Annotated in this window: 27 protein-coding genes; 16 read left to right on the forward strand and 11 right to left on the reverse strand. The window is 66.2% G+C overall.

The features are described 5' to 3' along the window. Positions 1-255 precede the first annotated feature (255 nt). The 9 genes from BBX35_RS21355 to BBX35_RS21395 all read left to right on the forward strand — a co-directional run bounded on the left by BBX35_RS21355 (position 256) and on the right by BBX35_RS21395 (position 8,782). Positions 256-1,410: an ABC transporter ATP-binding protein gene (locus BBX35_RS21355; RefSeq protein WP_067224415.1), complete on the forward strand. Its 1,155-nt coding sequence runs from the start codon at positions 256-258 to the stop codon at positions 1,408-1,410. Positions 1,411-1,443: 33 nt separating this feature from the next. Continuing rightward, positions 1,444-2,580 (forward strand): ABC transporter substrate-binding protein, encoded by a 1,137-nt coding sequence (locus tag BBX35_RS21360; protein WP_067224417.1) that lies wholly within the window; start codon positions 1,444-1,446, stop codon positions 2,578-2,580. Positions 2,581-2,638: 58 nt separating this feature from the next. Next, entirely contained in the window at positions 2,639-3,460 is an 822-nt protein-coding gene (locus BBX35_RS21365) for an ABC transporter permease (RefSeq protein ID WP_067224418.1), read from the forward strand. Continuing rightward, positions 3,457-4,311 carry an ABC transporter permease gene (locus BBX35_RS21370; protein WP_083206510.1) on the forward strand — a complete coding sequence of 285 codons (855 nt, stop codon included), beginning with the start codon at positions 3,457-3,459 and terminating at the stop codon, positions 4,309-4,311. Before BBX35_RS21365 ends, BBX35_RS21370 begins: the two co-directional genes overlap by 4 nt. After that, positions 4,308-5,345, forward strand: a complete 1,038-nt coding sequence (locus BBX35_RS21375; protein ID WP_067224420.1) for a LacI family DNA-binding transcriptional regulator — start codon at positions 4,308-4,310, stop codon at positions 5,343-5,345. The genes BBX35_RS21370 and BBX35_RS21375 overlap by 4 nt, the downstream gene beginning before the upstream one ends. Positions 5,346-5,436: 91 nt before the next feature. Continuing rightward, positions 5,437-6,234, forward strand: coding sequence for a hydroxyacylglutathione hydrolase (gene gloB, locus BBX35_RS21380; RefSeq protein WP_067224807.1), 798 nt, complete (start codon positions 5,437-5,439; stop codon positions 6,232-6,234). A gap of 22 nt (positions 6,235-6,256) precedes the next feature. Then, positions 6,257-6,703 (forward strand): cupin domain-containing protein, encoded by a 447-nt coding sequence (locus tag BBX35_RS21385; RefSeq protein ID WP_067224421.1) that lies wholly within the window; start codon positions 6,257-6,259, stop codon positions 6,701-6,703. Between the two features lie 166 nt (positions 6,704-6,869). Beyond that, positions 6,870-8,090: an argininosuccinate synthase gene (locus BBX35_RS21390; RefSeq protein ID WP_067224423.1), complete on the forward strand. Its 1,221-nt coding sequence runs from the start codon at positions 6,870-6,872 to the stop codon at positions 8,088-8,090. A gap of 107 nt (positions 8,091-8,197) precedes the next feature. Then, positions 8,198-8,782 (forward strand): ferredoxin, encoded by a 585-nt coding sequence (locus tag BBX35_RS21395; protein ID WP_208979905.1) that lies wholly within the window; start codon positions 8,198-8,200, stop codon positions 8,780-8,782. A gap of 18 nt (positions 8,783-8,800) precedes the next feature. On the opposite strand, the gene BBX35_RS21400 is transcribed toward BBX35_RS21395, so the two are convergent. Continuing rightward, on the reverse strand, positions 8,801-9,652 hold the full coding sequence (locus BBX35_RS21400) for a polyprenyl synthetase family protein (protein ID WP_067224811.1): 852 nt from the start codon (positions 9,650-9,652) through the stop codon (positions 8,801-8,803). 269 nt (positions 9,653-9,921) lie between these two features. On the opposite strand from BBX35_RS21400, the gene mtgA reads away from it, so the two are divergent. Then, on the forward strand, positions 9,922-10,641 hold the full coding sequence (gene mtgA / locus BBX35_RS21405) for a monofunctional biosynthetic peptidoglycan transglycosylase (RefSeq protein WP_067224424.1): 720 nt from the start codon (positions 9,922-9,924) through the stop codon (positions 10,639-10,641). 167 nt (positions 10,642-10,808) lie between these two features. Continuing rightward, entirely contained in the window at positions 10,809-10,994 is a 186-nt protein-coding gene (gene rpmF, locus BBX35_RS21410) for a 50S ribosomal protein L32 (RefSeq protein ID WP_067224425.1), read from the forward strand. Between the two features lie 189 nt (positions 10,995-11,183). On the opposite strand, the gene phbB is transcribed toward rpmF, so the two are convergent. After that, entirely contained in the window at positions 11,184-11,912 is a 729-nt protein-coding gene (phbB, locus tag BBX35_RS21415) for an acetoacetyl-CoA reductase (RefSeq protein WP_067224427.1), read from the reverse strand. A 158-nt stretch (positions 11,913-12,070) separates the two neighbouring features. Then, positions 12,071-13,252 (reverse strand): acetyl-CoA C-acetyltransferase, encoded by a 1,182-nt coding sequence (locus tag BBX35_RS21420; RefSeq protein WP_067224428.1) that lies wholly within the window; start codon positions 13,250-13,252, stop codon positions 12,071-12,073. A 346-nt stretch (positions 13,253-13,598) separates the two neighbouring features. Between BBX35_RS21420 and phaR the strand changes: the two genes are divergently transcribed. Continuing rightward, on the forward strand, positions 13,599-14,198 hold the full coding sequence (phaR, locus tag BBX35_RS21425; RefSeq protein WP_067224430.1) for a polyhydroxyalkanoate synthesis repressor PhaR: 600 nt from the start codon (positions 13,599-13,601) through the stop codon (positions 14,196-14,198). Positions 14,199-14,251: 53 nt separating this feature from the next. Here the strand turns inward: phaR and BBX35_RS21430 are convergent, their stop codons facing one another. Next, the gene (locus tag BBX35_RS21430) at positions 14,252-14,686 is read right to left on the reverse strand and encodes a GlcG/HbpS family heme-binding protein (protein WP_067224432.1); all 435 of its coding nucleotides are present in this window, start codon (positions 14,684-14,686) and stop codon (positions 14,252-14,254) included. Between the two features lie 208 nt (positions 14,687-14,894). Between BBX35_RS21430 and ggt the strand changes: the two genes are divergently transcribed. Further along, positions 14,895-16,487, forward strand: coding sequence for a gamma-glutamyltransferase (gene ggt, locus BBX35_RS21435; RefSeq protein WP_067224433.1), 1,593 nt, complete (start codon positions 14,895-14,897; stop codon positions 16,485-16,487). A 91-nt stretch (positions 16,488-16,578) separates the two neighbouring features. On the opposite strand, the gene BBX35_RS21440 is transcribed toward ggt, so the two are convergent. The 5 genes from BBX35_RS21440 to BBX35_RS21465 form a co-directional block, all read right to left on the reverse strand. Then, on the reverse strand, positions 16,579-16,920 hold the full coding sequence (locus BBX35_RS21440; protein ID WP_083202352.1) for a hypothetical protein: 342 nt from the start codon (positions 16,918-16,920) through the stop codon (positions 16,579-16,581). A 171-nt stretch (positions 16,921-17,091) separates the two neighbouring features. Then, complete coding sequence (locus BBX35_RS21445) at positions 17,092-17,517, reverse strand: hypothetical protein (protein ID WP_067224436.1); 426 nt, start codon at positions 17,515-17,517, stop codon at positions 17,092-17,094. Between the two features lie 245 nt (positions 17,518-17,762). Then, positions 17,763-19,106, reverse strand: coding sequence for an ammonium transporter (locus BBX35_RS21455; protein WP_067224440.1), 1,344 nt, complete (start codon positions 19,104-19,106; stop codon positions 17,763-17,765). Between the two features lie 23 nt (positions 19,107-19,129). Then, complete coding sequence (locus BBX35_RS21460) at positions 19,130-19,468, reverse strand: P-II family nitrogen regulator (RefSeq protein ID WP_067224442.1); 339 nt, start codon at positions 19,466-19,468, stop codon at positions 19,130-19,132. A gap of 358 nt (positions 19,469-19,826) precedes the next feature. After that, on the reverse strand, positions 19,827-20,387 hold the full coding sequence (locus BBX35_RS21465; RefSeq protein WP_067224443.1) for a DUF924 family protein: 561 nt from the start codon (positions 20,385-20,387) through the stop codon (positions 19,827-19,829). A 116-nt stretch (positions 20,388-20,503) separates the two neighbouring features. On the opposite strand from BBX35_RS21465, the gene BBX35_RS21470 reads away from it, so the two are divergent. Next, on the forward strand, positions 20,504-20,737 hold the full coding sequence (locus BBX35_RS21470; protein WP_067224812.1) for a sulfurtransferase TusA family protein: 234 nt from the start codon (positions 20,504-20,506) through the stop codon (positions 20,735-20,737). 13 nt (positions 20,738-20,750) lie between these two features. On the opposite strand, the gene BBX35_RS21475 is transcribed toward BBX35_RS21470, so the two are convergent. Continuing rightward, a complete protein-coding gene (locus BBX35_RS21475; RefSeq protein WP_067224445.1) occupies positions 20,751-21,044 on the reverse strand; it encodes a 4a-hydroxytetrahydrobiopterin dehydratase in 294 nt (97 codons plus the stop codon). A 111-nt stretch (positions 21,045-21,155) separates the two neighbouring features. On the opposite strand from BBX35_RS21475, the gene BBX35_RS21480 reads away from it, so the two are divergent. Together BBX35_RS21480 and BBX35_RS21485 are read left to right on the forward strand one after the other, a co-directional pair. Then, positions 21,156-21,605: a low molecular weight protein-tyrosine-phosphatase gene (locus tag BBX35_RS21480; RefSeq protein WP_067224447.1), complete on the forward strand. Its 450-nt coding sequence runs from the start codon at positions 21,156-21,158 to the stop codon at positions 21,603-21,605. Between the two features lie 128 nt (positions 21,606-21,733). Further along, positions 21,734-22,186 carry a baeRF12 domain-containing protein gene (locus BBX35_RS21485; RefSeq protein WP_067224448.1) on the forward strand — a complete coding sequence of 151 codons (453 nt, stop codon included), beginning with the start codon at positions 21,734-21,736 and terminating at the stop codon, positions 22,184-22,186. 30 nt (positions 22,187-22,216) lie between these two features. On the opposite strand, the gene BBX35_RS21490 is transcribed toward BBX35_RS21485, so the two are convergent. Further along, entirely contained in the window at positions 22,217-23,425 is a 1,209-nt protein-coding gene (locus BBX35_RS21490; protein ID WP_067224450.1) for a winged helix-turn-helix domain-containing protein, read from the reverse strand. Between the last annotated feature and the right edge of the window lie 3 nt (positions 23,426-23,428).

Raw genomic sequence — 23,428 nt, forward strand, 5'->3', positions numbered from 1 at the left:
TCTCAAAGCGGCAAGTGGTGGGTCGCGGCATTGGCTCAGCTCCCAGGAGCCGCCGAAAACGCGACGGAAAGAGAGCTCCGGCGCCGACGTCATCGGACCGTTACACGCACCGCCTATCACTGGGCTTGGAAGTTTTGACGTGTCTGCGGCGTTGCGCCGCACGAAGCCCGAGGCTAACAATATGGAAACGCCGTTTCGTCGGCAGAAGAAAAACAGCGTGTATCTTGCGATGCACAGCTGTGCAAAGGGTGGAAAATGACGCAAGAGGGCTTCCTGAACATCGCGGGCCTGTCCGCGGGCTATGGCGCAACGCGTGTGCTCGAGGGGCTCGACCTCGCCATCGGCAAGGGAGAGTTCGTCGCGCTGCTCGGCTCGTCCGGCTGCGGCAAGACCACCCTGCTGCGCGCCATCGCCGGCTTCGTGAAGCCCTCGGGCGGCAAGATTTCCGTCGACGGCACGGACGTGACGCGCCAGCCGCCGGACAAGCGCGGCATGGCGCTGGTCTTCCAGTCCTACGCCCTGTGGCCGCACATGACGGTGGCGCAGAACATCGGCTACGGACTGAAGCTGCGCGGCCGGCCGAAGGCCGAGATCGCCCGACGCGTCGGTGAGCTCGAGGATCTGCTCGGCCTGTCCGGTCTTGGCGGCCGCAAGCCCGGCGCCCTGTCCGGCGGCCAGCGCCAGCGCGTCGCCCTCGGCCGCGCCCTGGCGATCGACCCGCAGATCCTGCTGCTCGACGAGCCGCTGTCCAATCTCGACGCCCGCATCCGCCTCAAGGTCCGCCACGACATCAGCGCGCTGCAGAAGCGCCTCGGCATCACCGCGGTGCATGTCACCCACGACCGCGAGGAAGCCATGGTGATGGCCGACCGCATCGTCATCCTCGATCGCGGCCGCATCGCCCAGCAGGGCACGCCGCAAGAGCTGTACAACCGTCCCGCCTCCCCCTTCGTCGCCGCCTTCATGGGCGCGGAAAACCGTATCGACCTCACCGGCCGGATCGCTGGCGACAGGGTCATCGTTGCCGCAGGTCCGGCCAATGCGGCAGCCGATCTGGCCGTGGACGGACGGCCGCTGGCCGACGGCCTTCTGGAAGGGCGCTTCCGCGCCGAGGCCGCATCCCTCCTTGCCGGCGAGGGCGACGGGACCGCCACCCGCGACGCGCTGGAATTGCCCGGCCGCGTCGAGGCGGCGAGCTATCCCGGCGGCGCCTGGCGCCATTCCGTGCGGGTCGGCGATGAGACCCTGCTCGTCGACAGTTCCGAACCTTTCGCGCTCGGCGCGGCGGTGCGCATCCGCATCCCCACCGAAGCGCTTTTCCTCTTCGTCCGGCAGGGCTTGCCCGCCGGCCCCGAAGGCTCCTTGAGCGACGGCACCAACGGCCGCGTCCTGGAAGCATCCGAGACCTGATCGTCAATGATGTCTAGAAAGCGGAGTACCGACATGAGGAAACTTCTTTCGGCGACGCTGGTGCTGGGCCTTGCGTCCACGCCGGTGACGGCGGCCGAGCTCACCGTGATCACGGCCGGCGACCAGAACATGGTCGACTACATCAACGAATATCTCGGCCCGATCTTCGAGGAGCAGAACCCGGGTCACACGGTCCGTGCCGTCGGCACCGGCCCCGGCGATGCCGGCTCGCAGAAGATCCTCGAGCGCTTCGAAGCCCAGAAGCAGGCCGGCAGCGAGACCTGGGACACGGACGTTGCCGTGGTTCACGAGAAGTTCGCTGGCCCGATGGTCTCGGGCGGCTATCTCGAGGCCTATCGCGACAACATCTCCTCCGGCAAGCTGGTGACGCGGGCGAATGCCGACATGGCGCTCGGTTCGAACGTCAAGGGCTACGTCATGCCGATGTTCAACAGCCAGACGGCGCTTGCCTACAACCCGGCCCTGCTGCCCAACCCGCCGAAGAGCTACGAGGAGCTCGCCGCCTGGGTGAAGGAGAACCCGAAGCAGTTCGGCTACAACGGCATCAAGGGCGGCGCCTCGGGCGTCAGCTTCGTGATGGGCTGGGTCTATGCCTTCGGCGACGGCGACGCCAACAAGCTGATGAACGGCCCGTTCGAGGAAGCCGAGACCACCAAGTGGGATGCGGCCTTCGACAGCCTGAAGGAATTCACCCAGAACGCCACCTTGACCCCGGGCAATGCCGGCACGCTCGACCTGCTGTCGCGCGGCGAGATCGCCATCGGGCCGGTCTGGGTCGACATGTTCTATTCCTGGCAGGCCAACGGCCAGCTGCCGCCGGAATTCAAGCTGGTGCTGCCGGCCCCCGGCATGCCCGGCCAGCCGATGCACTACGTGATCCCGGCCAAGGCTCCCAACAAGGACCTGGCGGAGAAGTTCGTCGAGCTCGCCACCAGCCCGAAGGTGCAGGCGGAAGGCATCGTAAAGCGCTTCAACTGGTACCCGGGCATCGACGCGCAGCATGTGCAGGCCGAGCTCGATGCCGAGACCTGGAACAAGCTGTTCACGGACGTGACGCCGGAAGACCTCGCCAGCTACGGCAAGCCCTTCCCGATCGCGCCGTACAACAACGCGATCCTGGAAGCCTACGAGGCCAAGGCCGCCAACTGACCTTCACCGCAAAGGCCGCCCGGATTCCCCGGGCGGCCCCCACCGGATCGACGCCACCATGCCACGACGCCTGCTCGGACTGCTTCTCGTCCTGCCCGCCCTGACGGTGATCCTGTTCCTGTTCGTGCTGCCGCTTGCCCTCTCGGTGATCGGCGCGTTCGAGACCGAGGCAGGCTACGGGCTGGGTAACTTCACGAAGTCCTTTGCCCTCTACAGCTCCGACATCCTCTTCACCGTGGTGATCGTCAGCCTGTCGACCTGTTTGATCGGGCTCTTCTCGATCGCCATCGGCGGCTATCTGACCCTTGGCGAGAACCCGCGCGCGGTGGCGATCCTGCGCTGGCTGTACCGCTGGCCGCTGTTCATTCCCTTTATCGTCGTCGGCCAGGTGTTGCGCACCTTCCTCGCCAAGAACGGCTTGATGAACAACATTCTCGTGGGCGCCGGCCTCATCACCCCGCTGCAGGCGGTGAGCTTCCTCGACTGGCGCGGCATCGTCATCGCCTTCGTGTGGAAGCAAACGCCCTTCGTGACGCTTCTGCTCGCCGGCGCCATGGCCTCGGTCGACCGCGGCACCATCGAGGCGGCCCGCAATCTGGGTGCATCGCGGCTGCGCATCCTGATCGAGATCCTGGTGCCGCAGGTCGCCACCACGCTGATGGTCGGGCTGGTCCTGTCCTTCGTCACAATGATGTCGGTGCTCTCGGTGCCGCTTATGATCAACGCCCAGTCGCCGACCATGCTGACCGCCGACATCGCCTTCCGCATCAATGCCTATGGCGATTATGGCGTGGCCAACGCGCTCGGTCTGATCTCGCTCGCCGCGACCGCTTGCGTCGCATGGTTCTACCTGCGCCAGAGCATGAAGGAGCGCGGATGAGCGCCTCGTCGACACCCCTGCCGCACAAGGCCGAGCCCGCGCGCATCCGTCCCGACCTGTGGTGGGTGCCGCGCGCCATCGTGCTCGGCCTCATCGCCTTCATCATCTTCGGCCCGCTGACGAACCTCGTCCTGTGGACTGTCGCGGAGCGCTGGTACTTCCCTCATGCGCTGCCGCTGGAATACGGCTTCAGCTACTGGGAACGGGTGTTCTCGCCGCGCGGCAATGCGATGGAGTCGCTCGCCAACAGCGTCCTGGTCGCGAGCCTGACGGTGGTGCTGGCGATTGCGCTGGCAGTGCCCGCCGGCTATGCGCTGGCGCGCCTGCGACTGCCCTTCCGGGCGCTGATCCTGCTGGCCTTCCTGATCCCCCAGGCCTTTCCGAACCTGCCCGTCTACGTCAACATCGCGCGCCTGTTCTACCAGATCGGCCTCAACGGCACGGTCATCGGCGTCGTGCTGGTGCATGTCACCCACGGGCTGGTCTATGCGGTCTGGATCGCGACGGCTGCCTTTTCCGCCGTCGACAGCGAACTGGAACAGGCCGCCCGCTCGCTCGGGGCCGGCGCTTTCCGTGCGTTCCGGGACGTGACGCTGCCGCTTGCAGCCCCCGGGCTGCTGGCCAGTGCGATCTTCGTCTTCCTGGAATCGCTCGACGAGTTCACCGGCAGCTATTTCGTCGGCGCACCCGACGTGAATCTGTTGCCGCTTCTGCTCTATACAGCGGGTGCTGGCGGAAACTATCAGGTGGCATCGATCACGGCGTTGTTGCTCCTGATACCCTCCATCGCTTTCATGCTCGTCGTCGAGCGTTTCCTCAGATCCGACGTGCTGTCGAAGGTTGGCCATTGAAACGGGACCAGGGCGACAAGACCCCCGCACGGCGCTTCATCAGCGCGCAGCAGGTGGCACAAAAGGCCGGCGTATCGCGCTCGGCGGTCTCGCGCGCGTTCACGCCGGGCGCCAGCATCGCGCCGGAGACCCGCGAGAAGGTCATGCAGGCGGCCGCCGAGCTGGGCTATCAGGTCAATGACCTGGCGCGCGGCCTGCTGGCCAATCGCAGCCGGCTCGTCGGTCTCATCGTCACCCGGCCCGAGGTGGGCTTTCGCGCCCATCTCGTCTCCGCCCTGACCCGGGCGCTGATCCTGCGCGGCAGCGTGCCGCTGATCATCAACACCGGCAGCCTCGAGCAGGAACTGCAGGCCGCACAGAACGCTCTGTTCGGATACCGCGCGGCGGCAACGATCATCCTGTCTGGCTCGCCCCCGGCCTCCTTCGTAGAGCTGGCCCGGCGCAACGGCCAGCCGCTGATCATGATCGGGCGGTCCGAACCCGACTGCGACCACGTGCGCATCGACAACACCGGCGCCGCCCGCACTGCTGCCCGCCTCTTCGTCGAGCGCGGTTTCACCCGCCTTGCAGTCGCCGGCGTCGCCTCGGCGACACCCAGCCTCGTCGAGCGCGAGGAGGCCTTCGCTGACGAGGCCCAGCGCCTCGGCGCGAGCGTGGTCCGCGCTCACGGCCAGGAAGCCAACTATGCCGGCGGCCAGAAAGCGGCCGATGCGCTCCTCGGGGGCGATGCAACAGCCGAACGGCCCCAGGCCGTCTTCTGCGTCAACGATCTCGTGGCCATCGGCCTGATGGACCGGGCGCGCAGCCGTTTCGGCCTCGATCTTCCCCGGGAGCTGGCGATGATCGGCTTCGACGACATCCCCGAAGCGTCGTGGGACGCCTACCGGCTCAGCACATTCCGGCAGGATCCGGAAAAGATGGCCGAAGGCGCCGTCGCCCATCTGGAGCGGCGGTTGACCGACCTGGATGCCCCGCCCTCGACCTTGCGGCTCGAGGCGACCTTCGTGGAGCGTTCGACCACGCCAGGGCGCTGACCGACTTCCAGAACCCGACCGGGTCTGCCACCGAGGGCAGAAAGATGCTACCTCCGGGGAACGCATGCTTCACCACACGGAGGACGACACCATGAGCGCTGACGACCGGCGAGCGATAATCCGCCAGTTCACCTGCCTCGACGACAATTTCGGCGTCCTTGTCCATGTGCCGGAAAGCGCAAGCGGGCCGGGCGGCACCATCGCCATCGACGTGCCCCATGCAGACCCCTACAGGGACGTCCTGAAGGAAACCGGCTGGACGCTGACGGACATTCTCGTCACGCATCATCACTGGGACCATGTCCAGGGGCTCGTGGAGCTGAAGGCCGAGACCGGCGCCCGAGTCACCGGCCCCGCCCTGTCGCGCGACAAGATCGCCGGACTGGATGTCTTCGTGGAGGATGGCGACGAGATCACGGTCGCAGGGGTCGCCTTCAAGGCGATCGGCACGCCCGGCCACACGCTCGACCAGATCTCGTGGTGGGCGCCGGAGCTGTCCTTCGCCCATACCGGCGACACGCTGTTCTCGCTTGGCTGTGGCCGCATCTTCGAGGGCGATCCGGCGATGATGTGGGCCTCGCTGGAAAAGCTCGTCCGCCTGCTGCCGCCGCAGACCTCCATCCATTGCGGCCATGAATATACGCTCTCCAACGCCCGCTTCGCGCTGACCGTCGATCCGGACAACGCCACCTTGAAAGCGCGCGTTGCCGAGGTGGAGAGCCTGCGGGAACAGAGGTTGCCGACGCTGCCGACGACGATGGCGGCGGAGCTCGCCGCAAATCCGTTCCTGCGACCTGGCGATGCCGCCATCCGCAAGCACCTTGGTCTCGAGGGCGCCAGCGACGCGGCGGTCTTTGCCGAGATCCGGCGCCGCAAGGACACGTTCTGACCGCGAGCTGGAGCCGACTGCCATGTTCGACGCCAACCTGACCGCCGCCCAGATCATCTCGATGCTCGGCCTCACCCCCCATCCCGAAGGCGGGCACTACCGGGAGACGTTCCGCGACAGCGAGACGGACGCCGCGGGACGCGCCCGGTCGACCGCCATCTACTACCTGCTGGAAGCGGGCGAGCTCTCCGCCTGGCACCGAGTGGATGCGGTTGAGATCTGGCACTGGCATGCCGGCGGGCCGCTCGCCCTGACCATCTCGGAAAACGGGCACGACGCCCGCGCCCTGCATCTGGGGAACGACCTTGCCGCCGGCCAGCGCCCGCAGGGGATCGTGCCCGCCGGCGCCTGGCAGACGGCCGAAAGCCTTGGCCGCTGGACCCTGGTCGGCTGCACGGTGGCGCCCGGCTTCGAGTTTGCCGGCTTCGAGATGGCGCCTCCCGACTGGCGCCCTGTTCCGCGCAGCTGAATTTCCGCGCGGAACCGCAGCGCTTCAGGGTTTCCCGGCTTGCGCTCCGGCGCCCAAGGGCTACAGTGCGCGCGGATTTCACCCACCGGCAAGCGTTGCCGGCCCATACCGGCGCGCGGATCGCCGCAACCCGCCTCAACCTGCCCAGGACTGGACTACGGACCCCATGGCACACAAAGACATCAAGAAGGTGGTGCTCGCCTATTCCGGCGGCCTCGATACCTCGATCATCCTGAAGTGGCTGCAGACCGAATACGGCTGCGAAGTGGTGACCTTCACCGCCGACCTCGGCCAGGGCGAGGAACTGGAGCCGGCGCGCAAGAAGGCAGAGCTGCTCGGCATCAAGGAAATCCACATCGACGATCTGCGCGAGGAATTCATCCGCGACTTCGTCTTCCCGATGTTCCGTGCCAATGCGGTCTACGAGGGCGTCTACCTGCTCGGCACCTCCATCGCCCGCCCGCTGATCTCTAAGCGGCTGATCGAGATCGCCCACGAGACCGGCGCCGACGCGATCGCCCACGGCGCCACCGGCAAGGGCAACGACCAGGTCCGCTTCGAGCTGTCCGCCTATGCGCTCGACCCGGACATCAAGGTCATCGCGCCGTGGCGCGACTGGACCTTCAAGTCCCGCACCGACCTCATCGAGTTCGCCGAACAGCACCAGATTCCGGTGCCGAAGGACAAGCGCGGCGAAGCGCCGTTCTCGGTCGACGCCAACATGCTGCACTCCTCGTCCGAAGGTAAGGTCCTCGAGGACCCGTGGGAGGAGCCGCCGGCATATGTCTACCAGCGCACCGTCGACCCGATGGAAGCGCCGGACGTCCCGACCGAGATCACTATCGGCTTCGAGAAGGGCGACGCCGTGTCGCTCAACGGCGAGACGCTGTCGCCGGCAACCCTCTTCGCCAAGCTGAACGAGTATGGCCGCGAAAACGGCATCGGCCGCCTCGACCTCGTCGAGAACCGCTTCGTCGGCATGAAGTCGCGCGGCGTCTACGAGACGCCGGGCGGCACGATCCTGCTCACCGCCCACCGGGCGATCGAGTCGATCACTCTCGACCGCGGCGCCAGCCACCTGAAGGACGAGCTGATGCCGCGCTATGCGGAGCTCATCTACAACGGCTTCTGGTTCTCGCCCGAGCGCGAGATGCTGCAGGCCCTGATCGACAAGAGCCAGGAAAAGGTCGCCGGCGAGGTTCGCCTCAAGCTCTACAAGGGCAACGTCATCGTCGTCGGTCGCCAGTCGCCCTACTCGCTCTACTCCGAGGAGCTGGTGACGTTCGAGGACGATCGCGGCGCCTATGACCAGAAGGACGCGGCCGGCTTCATCCGCCTGAACGCTCTGCGCCTGCGGACCCTGGCCAAGCGCGACCGTCTGAAGTGAAACCGCACCCGGCGCGGGATGCAGCCTGGATCGCCGGTCTCGGCGACAGGCTCGCTCGCGCCGGGTTTTGCCTGCTCGGCCGGTTCGCGCCCACCGCGGACGACGCGGTGCCCGACGCAAGAGCCGGACATGCTGCCCGCGCGGTGCTCGTCGTCGGCAGCCTCTCCAATCCACTCTTCGCCATTTTCGGTACCAGTCCGGAAGCAGCCGACGGCCTGCCGGATCCGCTGGACCGCTTCACCCGCCGGGTTCTGACCGGGCTGGCCGAGAGCGAAGGGCTCGGTATCGTCTTTCCCTTCGACGGTCCTCCCTACCATCCCTTTCAGCGCTGGGCTCTGAAGACTGGAGGCTTCTCGCGGTCGCCGATGGGGGTTCTGGCACATCGTGAGTTCGGCCCCTGGGCAGGCCTGCGCGCCGCGCTCCTGTCGCCGGAGCCGATGGCTGTGCCCGAAGCCTTGCCCGAACGAGGCCCCTGCCCGACCTGCCACGACGCACCCTGCATCTCCGCCTGCCCGGCCGGAGCCCTGTCGCAGACAGGATATGACGTACCGCGCTGCCTGGCCCACCTGCGGGCGAACCCTGCCGCACCCTGCCATGCCGGCTGCGTTGCACGGCATGCCTGCCCCTTCGGCCGCGCGCACGCGCAGTCGGAGGAAGCAGGCAGCTTCCACATGCGTGCTTTTCTGGGATGAAATCAGGTCGGCCCTGCCTCAGCGATCGCGGACGGCAACGAAGCGGGCAAGCCCGGCGAGTTCAGCCGCCCGGGCGCCATAGGGAGCCAGCAGCGTCTCCGCCTCGCCGACCAGACGGGACAGCTCCGCGCGCGTCCACTCGGCGCCCTTGAGCGCCACCAGGGTCGCCTTGCCGGCGGCTGCATCCTTGCCGGCCGCCTTGCCGAGCGCGGCCGCATCGCCTTCCACATCGAGCAGGTCGTCGGCGAGCTGGAACGCAAGGCCGATCACCTCGCCGAAGCGGGTCAGCCGCTCGATATCCTGGCTCGACGCCCCGGCAAGCCGCGCGCCGGTGCGCGCCGCATAGCGGATCAGCGCCCCGGTCTTCATCGACTGCAGCAGGCGGATATCCGCTTCGCCGAGCGAGCTGTGCTCGGCCGCCAGATCCAGCATCTGTCCGCCAGCCATGCCACCGACCCCGGCGGCGCGCGCCAGATCGCGCGAGGCCGCAAGCCGGACGCCCGCATCCGCGTGCACGCGAGGATCGGCGACGAGATCGAAGGCCAGTGTCAACAGCGCGTCGCCGGCAAGGATCGCCGTCGCTTCGTCGAACGCACGGTGAACGGTCGGCTGGCCACGACGAAGGTCGTCGTCGTCCATCGCCGGCAGGTCGTCGTGGACGAGCGAATAGCAGTGGATGCACTCAAGGGCGGCGGCTGCGACGAGCACGCCTGCGTCGTCGCGGTCGAACAGCCTCGCAGCCGCGATCATCAGGCCCGGGCGCAGCCGCTTGCCGCCGCCGAGCGCGGCATAGCGCATCGCCTCGATAAGTCGGCCGGGGCGTGCAGGCTCTCCGTCGGCCGGTTGCGAGGCAAGCAGCGTCTCGAGCATTGCCTCGAACCGCCCTGCATCGGCGGCAAGCTGGTCGGCGGCATCGACGGTCACGGGACAGCTCCGGAAAACCTTGAGGAACGGATGCCGGTCGCGATCCGCCGGCACCTCGCCTCAGTGTCGAAAAACCCGGCGAAGGTCAACCACCTCCAGAACGATCGGACGGGTGTAACCCGCCGTCTGTTGTCTCTAGCATCACCAGCCTGTATTCCGGCGCCGCGGTGTGGCACCGTGCGCGACAGGATCGGCACGGCGGACGGCGGGGGCGAATGAGCGAGGGCGAAGTCAGGAGCGAGACGCGGCGGCCGCGCCGATGGCGCTGGCGGCGGATCGTGCTGCGCACGCTTCTGGTCATCCTGCTGCTGCCGCCCGTCCTGACGCTGCTCTGGGCCGTCGTGCCGCCGATCAGCACATTGATGCTGGCCCGCTATGTCCAGGGGCTATGGGTCGAGCGCGACTATGTCTCCCTGGATGCGATCTCCCCTCATCTCGTGCGCTCCGTCGTCGCCTCGGAAGATGCCCGGTTCTGCCAGCATGGCGGCATCGACTGGGAGGCGCTGGAAAGCCAGATCGCCGCCCTGAACGAAGGCGACGGCGTGCGCGGCGCGTCGACCATCACCATGCAGGTCGCCAAGAACCTGTTCCTCTGGAACGACCGCAGCTATGTCCGCAAGGCGGTCGAGTTGCCGCTGGCGCTGATGCTCGACGCCATGCTGACCAAGCGGCGGATCCTGGAAATCTATCTCAACATCGCCGAATGGGGCGAAGGCGTCTTCGGAGCGGAAGCTGCGGCACAGGCTTGGTTCGGCAAGCCGGCCAAGGACCTCAGCCGCACGGAAGCGGCTCGTCTGGCCACCGCTCTGCCCAACCCGCTGGCCCGCAATCCGGCACGCCCGCGCCCCGGCCACGACCGGCTGGCGCGGATCAATCGCGGCCGGGCGGCGGCGATCGAACCGCATCTGGATTGCATCCCCGGTTTCGGCCCGTGATCGCGCGGGAAAGAATCGCCCGGACGCGACAAATTTTCTGACTTTCGGGCTGGCAAAGCGGCAAAAGGTCCGGTATAAGCCCGCCATTCCTGCACACCGTGTAGACCCACGCCCCGGGCTGACCCGGTCCGGGTTTCGCGGGATATTGCACGACGGAGAGTACGACAATGGCCGTTCCGAAGAGAAAAACCACGCGCATGAAGCGCGGCGCGCGTCGCTCCGCGGACGCCCTGAAGCAGCCGACCTATGTCGAGGACAAGGATTCGGGCGAACTTCGCCGCCCGCATCACGTCGACCTGAAGACGGGCATGTACCGGGGCCGCCAGATCCTGGCGGTGAAGGACGACGTGTGATCCTGCGGCGGCCGCAAAACGGCTGCCCGGGAAAACGCGAAAAAGAGGCCGGTGCGCAAGCGCCGGCCTTTTTCGTTTTGCGGTTCTTGAAGACCCGCGGCAGGCAGGCACCGACATGCCGACGCCAACGAAAAGGGCCCCTGTCGGAGACAGGAGCCCTCTCGAAATCCCGTTCGTCCACGCCGGCGATCAGCCGTTCGCGTAGTACTGGCCGCCGTTGATGGTCAGCACGGCGCCGGTCATGAACGCGGCTTCCTTCGAGGCGAGATAGGCGACCGCAGCCGCGATCTCCTCGGCCTGGCCGAGCCGGCCGACCGGAATGCCGGCGATGATCCCCTCCAGAACCTTCTCCGGCACCGCCGCCACCATGTCGGTGTCGATGTAGCCCGGGCAGATGGCGTTGACCGTGATGCCCTTGCGGGCATTCTCGGAGGCAAGCGCCTTGGTGAAACCGATCACGCCGGCCTTCGCGGCCGAGTAGTTGGTCTGGCCGAGCTGGCCCTTCTGTCCGTTTATGGACGAGATGTTGATGATGCGGCCGTGGCCGCGCTCGCGCATGCCGTCGATGACGGGACGGGTCATGGTGAACATGGAATCGAGATTGGTGCGGATCACGGCCGACCACTGCTCGAAATCCATCTTGTGGAACCAGCCGTCACGGGTGATGCCGGCATTGTTGACGAGCACCTCGACGGCACCGAGGTCGGAAACCACCTGCCCGACACCCTGGTTGCAGGCCTCAGCATCGGCCACATCCCACTTGTAGACATGGATGCCCGTCTCGGCCTTGAACGCTTCGGCCTTCTCGGTGTTGCCGGCGTAGGTCGCCGCCACCGTATAGCCGGCCGCCTTCAGGCCCTTGGAGATAGCGGCGCCAATGCCCCGCGTACCACCCGTCACGATTGCCACATTGCTCATTCATTTCCTCCCGTTCAGCTTGCGCTGCCGCGCCAGCCGCCGCTGACTGGCTCGGTCCGCCGGTTGCAGACAGGGTCCGATCCGGCCCTGCCCGCAATCCAGCCGATGACGGCCGCCCGTGCCTTGAGGGGCATCAAACGGCCACCATCAAATCGTAATCAGCGCTCCACGCAGAGCGCCACGCCCATGCCGCCGCCGATGCACAGCGTCGCCAGGCCCTTCTTCGCGTCGCGGCGCGCCATCTCGTGCAGCAGCGTGACGAGCACGCGCGCGCCCGAGGCGCCGATCGGATGGCCGATGGCGATCGCGCCGCCGTTGACGTTGACGATGTCCGGGTTCCAGCCCATGTCCTTGTTCACCGCGCAGGCCTGGGCGGCGAAGGCCTCGTTGGCCTCCACGAGATCGAGGTCCTCGACCTTCCAGCCGGCCTTGGCCAGCGCCTTGCGCGAAGCCGGGATTGGACCCGAGCCCATGATCGTCGGATCGACGCCGGCCGTCGCCCAGGAAGCGACGCGTGCCAGCGGGGTCAGGCCGCGGCGCGCGGCCTCGGCTGCGCTCATCACCACCAGCGCGGCAGCGCCGTCATTGATCCCCGACGCATTGCCCGCCGTCACCGAGCCTTCCTTGGTGAAGGCCGGGCGCAGCTTGGCCATGCTGTCGAGGCTGGCGCCGTGACGGATGTACTCGTCCTCGTCGACGATGCGGTCGCCCTTGCGTTCCTTGATCGTCACCGGGGTGATCTCGTCCTTGAAGCGACCGGCCTTCTGGGCGGCTTCCGCCTTGTTCTGCGAGGCGACGGCAAATTCGTCCTGCTGATCGCGGGAGATCTGCCATTTTTGCGCGACGTTCTCGGCGGTCTGGCCCATGTGGTAGCCGTTGAAGGCGTCCCACAGGCCGTCCTTGATCATCGTGTCGATCATCTTGTAGTCGCCCATCTTGTAGCCGGCGCGCATATGGGCGCAGTGCGGCGACAGGGACATGTTCTCCTGGCCGCCGGCAACGATGATGGAGGCATCTCCGGCAGCGATCTGCTGCATGGCGATGGCGACAGTACGCAGGCCCGAACCGCAGACCTGGTTGAGAACCCAGGCCGTCGCGCTGTCGGGAATGCCGGCGAGGATCGCTGCCTGACGGGCCGGGTTCTGGCCCTGGCCTGCGGTCAGCACCTGGCCGAACACGACCTCGTCGACATCGGCGGCGGCGACGGAGGCGCGCTCGAGTGCAGAACGGATCGCCACGGCGCCGAGCTCATGGGCGGGCGTGTTGGCGAAGGCACCATTGAAGGACCCGACAGCAGTGCGCGTTGCGCTGACGATGACGACGTCGGTGGATGCGCTCATTTCATGATCTCCCGAAAAACCGGACCTCCCGTGGCGCGAGCAATCCTCTGGATTGTTGTTTGGCTGCCTGCGCGTTTCCCGCAAACTAGAGACGCCCGCCCGCCAAGTGTCAACCGCAACACCCCGTAGCCCTCGGCGATTTTCCGGCTCACTGCGTCATCCTTTCGGTGCAGTCGGGGCGCTGCCTGACAAGTTTGACAAAACGGTGGTGCGCCCGCCCACGATTGGCTTATCGTGCGTCAGGACAAAGTCGCGGAAGAGGCAGGTTGATCTACCGCCGCGACCCAGGGAGGAATGCCGCAACGGCTTGCGGGCCGGGGCGCGAAGCCGGGATCTGAAAACCGATATGGCTACAAAGACCACCGAGCCGACCATCATTAAAAAATATGCAAACCGGCGTCTCTACAACACCGGGACCAGCACATACGTAACGCTGGAAGACCTCGCCCTGATGGTGAAGGACGAGGAGGATTTCGTCGTCTACGACGCCAAGTCGGGTGACGACATCACCCGCTCCGTGCTCACCCAGATCATCTTCGAGCAGGAGAACAAGGGGCAGAACCTGCTGCCGATCACGTTCCTGCGCCAGCTGATCCGCTTCTACGGCGACAGCATGCAGAACGTGGTGCCGTCCTATCTCGACTTCTCGATGTCCTCGCTGACCAGGGAGCAGGACAAGCTGCGCGAGCAGATGGCAAACGCCTTCGGATCCACCGCCTTCGACGCGATCGAGGACCAGGTGAAGCGCAATGCGGAGATCTTCGACCGCGCCATGCGCATGTTCCTGCCCTTCGGCCCGGGCAAGGATGCGGAGGGGCAGGCACGTCCGGTCGATCCCGCCAAGGGAGCGGGCCCGGCCAGCGCCGACGATCTCGACGCGCTGAAAAAGCAACTCGCCGACATGCAAAAGAAGATCGACGCCATCGCCGGCGGCGGCCGCGAATAACCGCTGCCAGGCAGGGGAAGATGATGGCCGGGCAAAACGCCCGGCCTTTTTGCTCAGCCGCGGTCGGCGCTGAAGCCGGCTCCCTCGATCCCCGCAACCGCGCAGGCCTCGTCATTGTCCGAAGTGTCGCCGCTGATGCCGACGGCGCCGAGGATCTCGCCGCCCTCACCGGCGCGAATCAGCACGCCGCCCGGCACCGGCACGATCGCCCCGCCCGCGACGCCGTTCAGCGCCTGAACGAAATGAGGGCGCGTCTTTGCATTCTCGTCGAGCCAGCGCGAACCGGCACCCACCGCAATAGCCCCGTAGGCCTTGCCGCTGGCCACCTGCGGACGCAGGATCGACGACCCGTCCTGGCGCTTGAGCGCGACCAGATGGCCGCCGGCATCAAGCACGGCGACGGTAAGCGGCTTGAGGCCGAGTTCGCCCCCCTTGGCGAGGGCCGTATCGACGATCTTCTCCGCTGCGGAAAGGGTCAGTTTGCTCATTTTCTATGGTCTCCGTGCCAGCATCCGATAATCTTGCCGAACAATGGCTAGCAGTGCCACCGCTTGCCACCAACGGACAAGAACGACAAGCACTCGTTCCCTGGGGACGAAAATCTTCCCGCCGCCCGGCGGACCTTCCAGAAAGACGCCACCTGCTGCCATGTCCCGCGGGACATGCGCATGAGCGGGACCAGACTGAGGACAGGCGATGCGCGACTTCCATGCACCGGGACGCTCCTGCGTCCATGCCACCACCGCGATGGCGGCAACCTCTCATCCGCTGGCGAGTGCAGCCGCGCTGGAGATGCTGCAGGCGGGAGGCAACGCCGTCGATGCCGCCGTGGCTGCCTCTGCGGTGCTTGCCGTCGTCGAACCGCAGATGACCGGCATTGGCGGCGACTGCTTCGCCATCGTTGCCCGCCCCGACGGTTCGATCCACGGCATCAACGGATCCGGTCCCGCTCCGAAGGCCGCGACACCGGCCCGCCTCGCCGAACTCGGCGTGACCAGCATCGATCCGCAAGGTCCGCATTCGGTCACCGTGCCCGGAGCCATTCGCGCCTGGCACGATCTTCTGTCCGCTCATGGCCGCCGCGGTTTCGCCGAAGTGCTCAAGCGCGCCATTGCCTATGCCAAGGACGGCTATCCGGTGGCGCCGCGCGTCGCGCACGACTGGGCGCAGGCAGTGCCGAAGCTTGCCGCCGATCCGGGTGCGCGAGAAAGCTACCTCTTCGGCGGCACCGCGCCAAAGCCGGGCGACATCGTCCGCCAGCCCGCACTGGCGCGCACCCTGCAGAAGATCGCCTCGGAAGGCCCATCCGGCTTCTACGAAGGGGAGGTTGCGCGCGACATCGTTGACACGCTGGCCGCACGCGGCGGCCTGATGAGCCTCGACGATCTTGCAGGCATGAGCACCCTGCCGATGCCGCCCGTGATCCGCTCCTATCGCGGCATCGACGTTGCCGAGCTGCCGCCCAACGGCCAGGGCTTCATCGCCCTCGTGATGCTCGGCCTTCTGGAGCGCTTCGATCTCGCCTCTCTCGACCCGCTCGGCACCACCCGCTTCCATCTCGAACTGGAGGCCGGCCGCCTCGCCTATTCGGTGCGCGACCTCTTCCTGGCCGATCCGGATCACATGCAGCACGGGCCGGACGCCTTCCTCTCTTCGAGCTATCTCGACAGACTGGCAGCCCGGATTTCGCCGACGGCCCGCATTCCCGAGATCCCGCCCGCCCTGCTGGGCCCCTCGTCCGACACGATCTATCTAACGGTGGTCGACGGCGACGGCATGGCCGTGTCCTTCATCAACTCTGTCTACAAAAGCTTCGGATCCGGCATCTGTGCGCCGAAGAGCGGTGTGATGCTGCAGAACCGCGGCGCCTGCTTCCGCCTGGAGCCCGGGCACCCGAACTGCATCGACGGCGGCAAGCGGCCGTTGCATACCATCATTCCGGCAATGGCGATGAAGGACGGCCGGCCGTATCTCTCGTTCGGCGTGATGGGCGGCGGCTACCAGCCCTGCGGCCATGCCCATGTACTCAGCAACATCGTCGATTTCGGCATGGATCCGCAGGAGGCCATCGACGCTCCGCGCATGTTCTTCGACGAGACCACGCACGTGCTCCAGGCCGAACGCCACGTGCCTCAGGACACCGTCGACGGCCTGCGGAAGCTCGGCCACCAGGTCGACCTCGTCCAGGAGGCCATCGGCGGCGGACAGGCGATCCTCATCGACCGCAGCCGTGGCGTGCTGATCGGCGGTTCCGACCCGCGCAAAGACGGCTGCGCTATCGGCTATTGAGCCGGCAAGCACAAGGCGGACGCAAAAAGGCCCACGCGACACATCGCGCGGGCCTTTTTCTTCAAGGCGCCCGGAATTTCAAAAGCGTGCGTCAGCGGCTGACGGCAAGGACCCGGCCGGGAGCGGCCATCCGAGGCTGGCGCTCGGCGACCCGATAGGCATCGACCGCCTGATCGGGAGCTGCCCGTCGCCGCACCCGCATTTGCGGAACGTGCTCGCGCATGGCGATCAGCTGAGCAAGGAAAGCGGCATTCGGCCGGTAGAGGCGGGCAAAGCGATCGCTGCGCACCTCGCCCACCGGCGCCACCGGGACGATCGCACGGGCAGCGGAGGCGGGCGCAGACGCGCTGCTGCCCGCAGAGGACACCGTGTCGGTGGCCCGCCGGCTTTCCCCCGGTCCTGCCGCGGGACGTCTGCCCTGCTCGATCCGCATTTCCGCCTCCCAGGCGTGCCAATTTGATACATTGGCGTTGTTCCTAGGGAATTTAGCGCAAATGCCGTGCCAGTCGATAACCTTTTGTTAACTTTTGACGGAGGGGAAGGTTGAAACGCGCCTGTGTCCCCGCATTTCGCGGCGAACGGCCGCAAGGAACCAAGCTTCAAATCAGCGGTAGTGATCGCCGTTGGAAACGCCGAAGTCGCGCCGCGCGCCGGTGATGGTGATCGAGAAGCCGGCAATGACATCGACCAGCGAAACGCACATCAGGATGAAGAACACGGATGTGGCCGCCTCGCGCACGGTCAGGAACTCCACAAGGTAGGCGATGAGCACGAGTGTCGAGAAGATGTGGTCGGTCAGGGCCGAGACACCGGTGCGGGTCGCCTTCAGGAGCTCCACGAAAAGCAGCAGCAGGGCGCAGAGGATCATCAGGTCTCCGCCGAGAAGCGAGAAGCTCGCTCCCGACACGAGATCGATGGTCATCACCGGCGTGGTCCAGGGGCTCGCTCCAGCCTCGAACAGGACGAAAGCCAGGACATTGTAGGCGATCAGCGGCACCACGGTGAGCGGGATCGAAGCGATGAGCGGCATGTCAGGTCCTCGTTGTGCCCGCGCGGGGAAATACCACCGGCGCCATCTGGCTGTCCCTTGCGCTGGAGACCAGGCAGGCGAATCGCGCAATCCGGTACCCGTCGAAGATGACCGGCGAGATCCCGCCAGGCAACTGCCCGCATCGGCCGAGCTCGCGCACGAAAAAAGCCCGGGGCACGGAGCCCCGGGCTTCGAGGTGCAACCGTCGGTCACGCCGGCTGCTTCGGGAGATGGGTCGGCAGGGTTCAGACGCGCTGGCTGCCCTGACCGAATTCCGGATAGGCTTCGATGCCGACCTCGGCCTTGTCGAGACCAAGGGCCTCTTCCTCAGCGGAAGCACGGATGCCGATCGTCGACTTCAGGATCAGCCAGACGACCAGGCTGATGACGAAGGCGAACACGCCATAGGCCACGATGCCGATGATCTGCACCGAGTAGGACGCATCGCTGTTGGACAGCGGCACGATCAGCGTGCCCCAGATGCCGGCCACAAGGTGGACCGGGATCGCGCCGACAACGTCGTCGATCTTCAGCTTGTCGAGCAGCGGCACGGTGAAGACCACGATCACGCCACCGACAGCACCGACGAAGACGGCCTGCCACACGGACGGGGCGAGCGGCTCGGCGGTGATGGAGACCAGACCGGCGAGAGCGCCGTTCAGGGCCATCGTCACGTCGACCTTCTTGTACAGAACCTGCGTCAGGATCACTGCCACGACGACACCGGCGGCAGCCGCCATGTTGGTGTTGGCGAAGATGCGCGAGACGTCGGTCACGTCGGCGATGGTGCCCATGGCAAGCTGCGAGGCGCCGTTGAAGCCGAACCAGCCGAGCCACAGGATAAACGTGCCGAGGGTCGCGAGCGGCATGGACGAGCCCGGCATCGGGTGGACGCCATTGGCCGTGTACTTGCCGTTACGGGCGCCGAGCACCAGGGCACCGGCGAGCGCGGCCCAACCGCCGACCGAGTGGACGAGCGTCGAACCGGCGAAGTCGGAGAAGCCCATGCCGTCGAGCCAGCCTGCACCCCACTTCCAGGAGCCGGCGATCGGATAGATGAAGCCGGTCAGGATGACGGTGAAGATCAGGAACGGCCACAGCTTGATGCGCTCGGCCAGCGTACCGGAAACGATCGAGGCCGTGGTGGCGCAGAAGACCATCTGGAAGTACCAGTCGGACGCGGTCGAGTAGCCGGTGTCGAGGGCATTGCCGCCCACCGCATCGAAGGCGTACGGACCGAAGGAGCCGAGGTAGCCGCCGTCGACGCCCGTGTACATCAGGTTGTAGCCGGTGATCCAGAACATCAGGCCGGCGATGGAATACAGCGTGATGTTCTTCAGGCACTGCATGGAAACGTTCTTGGCACGCACCATGCCGGCCTCGAGCATGGCGAAACCGGCCGCCATCCACATGACCAGGAAGCCGCCGATGAGAAACAGCAGCGTGTTGAAGATATAGGCCGTTTCAGAGGCCAGCGCGAACTGCGGAGCTTCGGGAGCCGCTGCCGCCGTATCCTGCGCGAGAGCCGTACCAGCCGCCGCGAGAAGCGCAAGCGAGGCCGTTCCGACAAGCTTCAGAGTTGTTTTCATTGGAATTCCCCTGCTCGAATGGATCAAAGCGCGGTGGCGTCGGTTTCGCCGGTGCGGATGCGCTGAACCTGGTCGAGCGCGTAGACGAAGATCTTGCCGTCGCCGATCTGACCGGTCTTGGCGGCGCTGGCGATCGCCTCCACGACCTTGTCGGCGAGCTCCGAGGTGACCGCGACCTCGATCTTCAGCTTGGGCAGGAAGCTCACGGCATACTCGGTGCCGCGATAGATTTCGGTGTGCCCCTTCTGCCGTCCGTAGCCCTTGACCTCGGTTACCGTCAGTCCCTGAACGCCGATGCTCGTGAGGGCGTCGCGCACCTCGTCGAGCTTGAACGGCTTGATGATGGCCATCACGATTTTCATGCTCGGTTCCGTTCCTTTCCCTGCTTCGCTTCCCCGGCCCGTTGCGGCAGGCGCGTTTCGGCTGGATCTTGGCGGACCGGAGGTTGTCGGCAGGGCCTGGCAACCGGGCGATCCGTTTAACGCCGGTACTCAGGTATCAAGGAGCGTGCCAACTCGTGTTGCGGCGCGAAAAATTGCAGATCAGACGCCGACGAAATTCAGAAATTAATATTTTAAATCAGTGACTTGATAGACATTGCACGAGACCCCTCCGCCCCCCTCGAACGGCTGTTTCAGCCAGCTCGAGACTGCACAAAAAATAGCCACACCCGCAAAGCGAATGTGGCTAAATTGTGTGCACAAGTTTTGAGCAGCGAGATCAGGCGCTGAACCCGCCATCGTCGAGATAGGCTGCCTCTGCCGCCGTCGTCTCGCGGCCCAGAGCGGGATTGCGATGCGGAAAGCGACCGAACCGCCGGATCACGTCCAGATGGATCAGGGCATAGAGATACGCCTGCTCATCGCCGTGCCGACGGAACAGGTCGACGCTGCGCTCCTGGTCGGACATGTCCTCGGAATGCTCGAACGGCAGATAGAAGAACGGGCGAGCCTCCCGGGGAAACGCGCGGTCGAAACCGGCCTCCACCGCCGCCCGGGCGATGCGCCGCGCCCACTCGTCCGACGCAAAGGCCAGGGCATCGCCGCGAAACAGATTGCGCGGGAACTGGTCGAGCAGGAGCAGCAGGGCAAGTGCGCCATGCGATGACTGCGCCCAACCGTCGAGGGCTCCCTCCCGGGCCTGTTCGACGAGTGGAGCGAACTTCTCCCGGATCTTGGCATCGAAGGCATCGTCGCGCGCGAACCACTTCGCGGGCCCCGCCGTCCACCAGAAATCCAGTATGTCGATCGCGCCGGGCTTGCCGCTGCTGGTCACGGGCATATTCTCCTGTCGGGTTGAAGTTCCGTCCATGTGGCCGCAGGCTCTCGATGGACAAGAGGTGGGAAGCGCGCCGACACGGTGCCGGCACGCCCCTTCATATCGGCGGGGAGCGCGAATTGGACAAGGTCGATCTGGAGCTGGACCTCAAGGGGCTGAAATGCCCGCTTCCGGTCCTCAAGACCCGCAAGGCCATCGCCGGCCTTGCGTCCGGCGCGCGGGTCCGCGTGCTGTCGACCGATCCGATGTCCGTGATCGATATCCCCCATTTCTGTCAGGAAGCCGGACACAAGCTGATCGCCCGGGAAACCGACGCGGACGAGGTGCACGTCTTCCTGCTGGAGCGCGGCTGAGGCGCGCATTTCGTCACTCTTGTGCGAAGGCATCCATCTTCCGCGCAAGCCGGATGTCGAGTTCGCTTAGACCGCCCGCATCGTGGGTCGAAAGCACCACGTCGACGGTCCGATAGACGTTGAACCACTCGGGATGGTGGTTCATCTTTTCGGCGACGAGGGCAACCCGTGTCATGAACCCGAAGGCGGCGTTGAAATCCTTGAAGAGGAAACTCCGGGAGATCGCATCGCGTCCGTCCACCTCGCGCCAATCCGGCAATGCGGCAAGGGCTTCGGCCCGGGCATCAGGCGAAAGTTTCTCGGTCATGGCGATCTCCTGTGATCCTGGCAGGCGCCCCCCGGCGACGTTCTCGCCTGCAGGGGACCACGGCTCGGCCGGCATGACAACCACCGCGCACCACTCCCGCATCGAGGCCCCATGACCGCAATCCTGTTCGTCTGTCTCGGCAACATCTGTCGTTCGCCATTGGCCGAGGGCATCTTGCGCCACCGGATCGAGGCTGCCGGCCTTTCCGCTACCATCTCGGTCGACAGCGCCGGCACGGCTTCCTGGCACACCGGCAGGTCTCCCGACCCTCGCTCCATCGCGGTCGCGGCCCGAAACGGCATCGATCTCACGAGCCAGCGCGCCCGGCAGGTGGCGCCGGCCGACTTCACGCGCTTCGACATGATCCTGGCCATGGACGCCGACAATTTGACAGAGCTTCGCGCCCGCTCTCCCGCCGGATCGCGCACGCAGCTCCGCCGCTTTCTCGGTCGTGACGTCCCGGACCCCTACTATGGCGGCCCCGACGGATTCGACCATGTCTTCCGCATGCTGGACGAGGGCTGTGCTGCCCTGGTCTCCGAGCTTTCGGCAAGTCGCTGACCGAAAAGCTATTCAAACCGACGAGTTGCATACCTAAGTGTCTTTTGGGGCGGGGATCCCGTTCGCAGGTCGGCGCACAAGCCGGTCACCGCACGGACGGGCCAACACGTCACGAAAGGAGGCCTGCGATGAGCGGTCTGCGCATCGAGCACGACAGTTGGGTTCTGGTCGGAGATGGCGAGAAGGCACTGTTCTTCCGCAACCAGGGCGACGCGGATTATCCGAACCTCGAGGTCCTGCGGGTCCTGGAGCAGGAGAACCCGCAAACCTCGGATCAGGGAACGGACGCGCCCGGACGGCGCAGCGACGGTCCCGGCCCGCATCGCAGTGCCATGGAGCCCACCGACTGGCATATGATCGAGAAGCATCGCTTTGCCAGCCGCATCGCCGAAACGCTCTACAAGGAGGCGCACAAGGGTCGCTTCTCCAAGCTCGTCGTCGTCGCCCCACCGGTGACGCTCGGCGACCTGCGCAAGGCCTTTCACAAGGAAGTGGCGAGCCGGGTGGTCGCCGAAGTCGACAAGACGCTGACCGGCCATCCGCCCGACGAAATCGAGCGGATACTCTCCACCAAGAACTGATCGAAGGCCTGTAGCGGCAGCGGTGGCGCGTCAGCCCGAGGGCTCGCGCCGCCAGCCGTCTGCGAAGACCACCCGCTCCATGCCGGTGAAGCGGGCCATGCGCTCGAACTCCGCCTCCAGGCGAGCAAGTCGCCCCTCGCCCAGCCGCACGCCCGGCTCCGGCCAGAACGCCGTTACGAGCAACTCTCCTTCCGCGCGCCGGCAGATCATGTCGACCCGCCCGATCATCCGATCCTTCTCCATCACCGGATAAACATAGTACCCGTAGGTGCGCTTCGGCGCGGGCACAAAGACCTCGATCCGGTAGAAGAAGCCGAACAGCCGCTCGGCCCGCTTGCGGTCGCGCAGCACGGGGTCGAACGGGCTCAGGGTGCGAATGCGCGCCGGCGGCTCCGGCGCCTCGGTCAACAGGGTGGCGATATCCGGCCGTGCGACGCTGGCGCGCGTCGGCTGACCGGGCCCGAAATCGATCTCCACCGGCAGGATGGACTTGCCGGTCTCCTGCGCGCACCAGGCTTTCGCCTCTTCCGGCGAAACGAGGTCGTAGAAGGCGGCGATCTCGCCGGACGTGCCGACGCCCAGCCTCTGCAAGGCCTCGCGGCAGGCCCAGTCGACGAAGTCCTCGTGGGCGACTTCCTGCTCGAAATGCTCGCGCGGAATCACCCGCTCCGACAGATCGTAGATCTTTGCGAAATTGTCCCGCGCCGTGACGGCGATCTCACCGGTCCGCCAGAGATATTCCAGCGCCGTCTTGCCCGGCTGCCAGTTCCACCAGCCGGGCTCCTTGCGGGTACGATCCCCATCGAAATCCCGGCCCCGCGAAGGACCGTTCACCCGCACGTGGTCGCGAACCCGGTCGATCTCGCCATGGAAGTCGTGCCCGTGCCAGTTGGTCCAGCGCGCCTTCAGCCGCTCCTTCTGACGCGCGAAGCGGTGGCGCCAATAGGGATAGGCACCGGACGGGATCACCGCTGCATCGTGCGTCCAGTTCTCGAACAATGCCCGGTCCCGCTCCAGCAACCGGGTCAGCTGCGGTTCCCGGTAGGTCTGGTTGCGGGAGAACAGGATCTGGTGATGCGCCCGCGTCACCGTATTGATGCTGTCCACCTGTACGAAGCCGAGCCGGTCGATCAGATCGCACAGCTCCGCCTGCCCGAGGCGCCGCGAGGGTGCTTCGGACAGGCCCTGCAGGTACAGGAAGACCCGGCGCAGGTCGGCAGCGGCGATCTTCAGCACCATTGG

Origin of the sequence: Stappia indica, from assembly GCF_001696535.1 — a bacterium.
Taxonomy (GTDB): domain Bacteria; phylum Pseudomonadota; class Alphaproteobacteria; order Rhizobiales; family Stappiaceae; genus Stappia; species Stappia indica.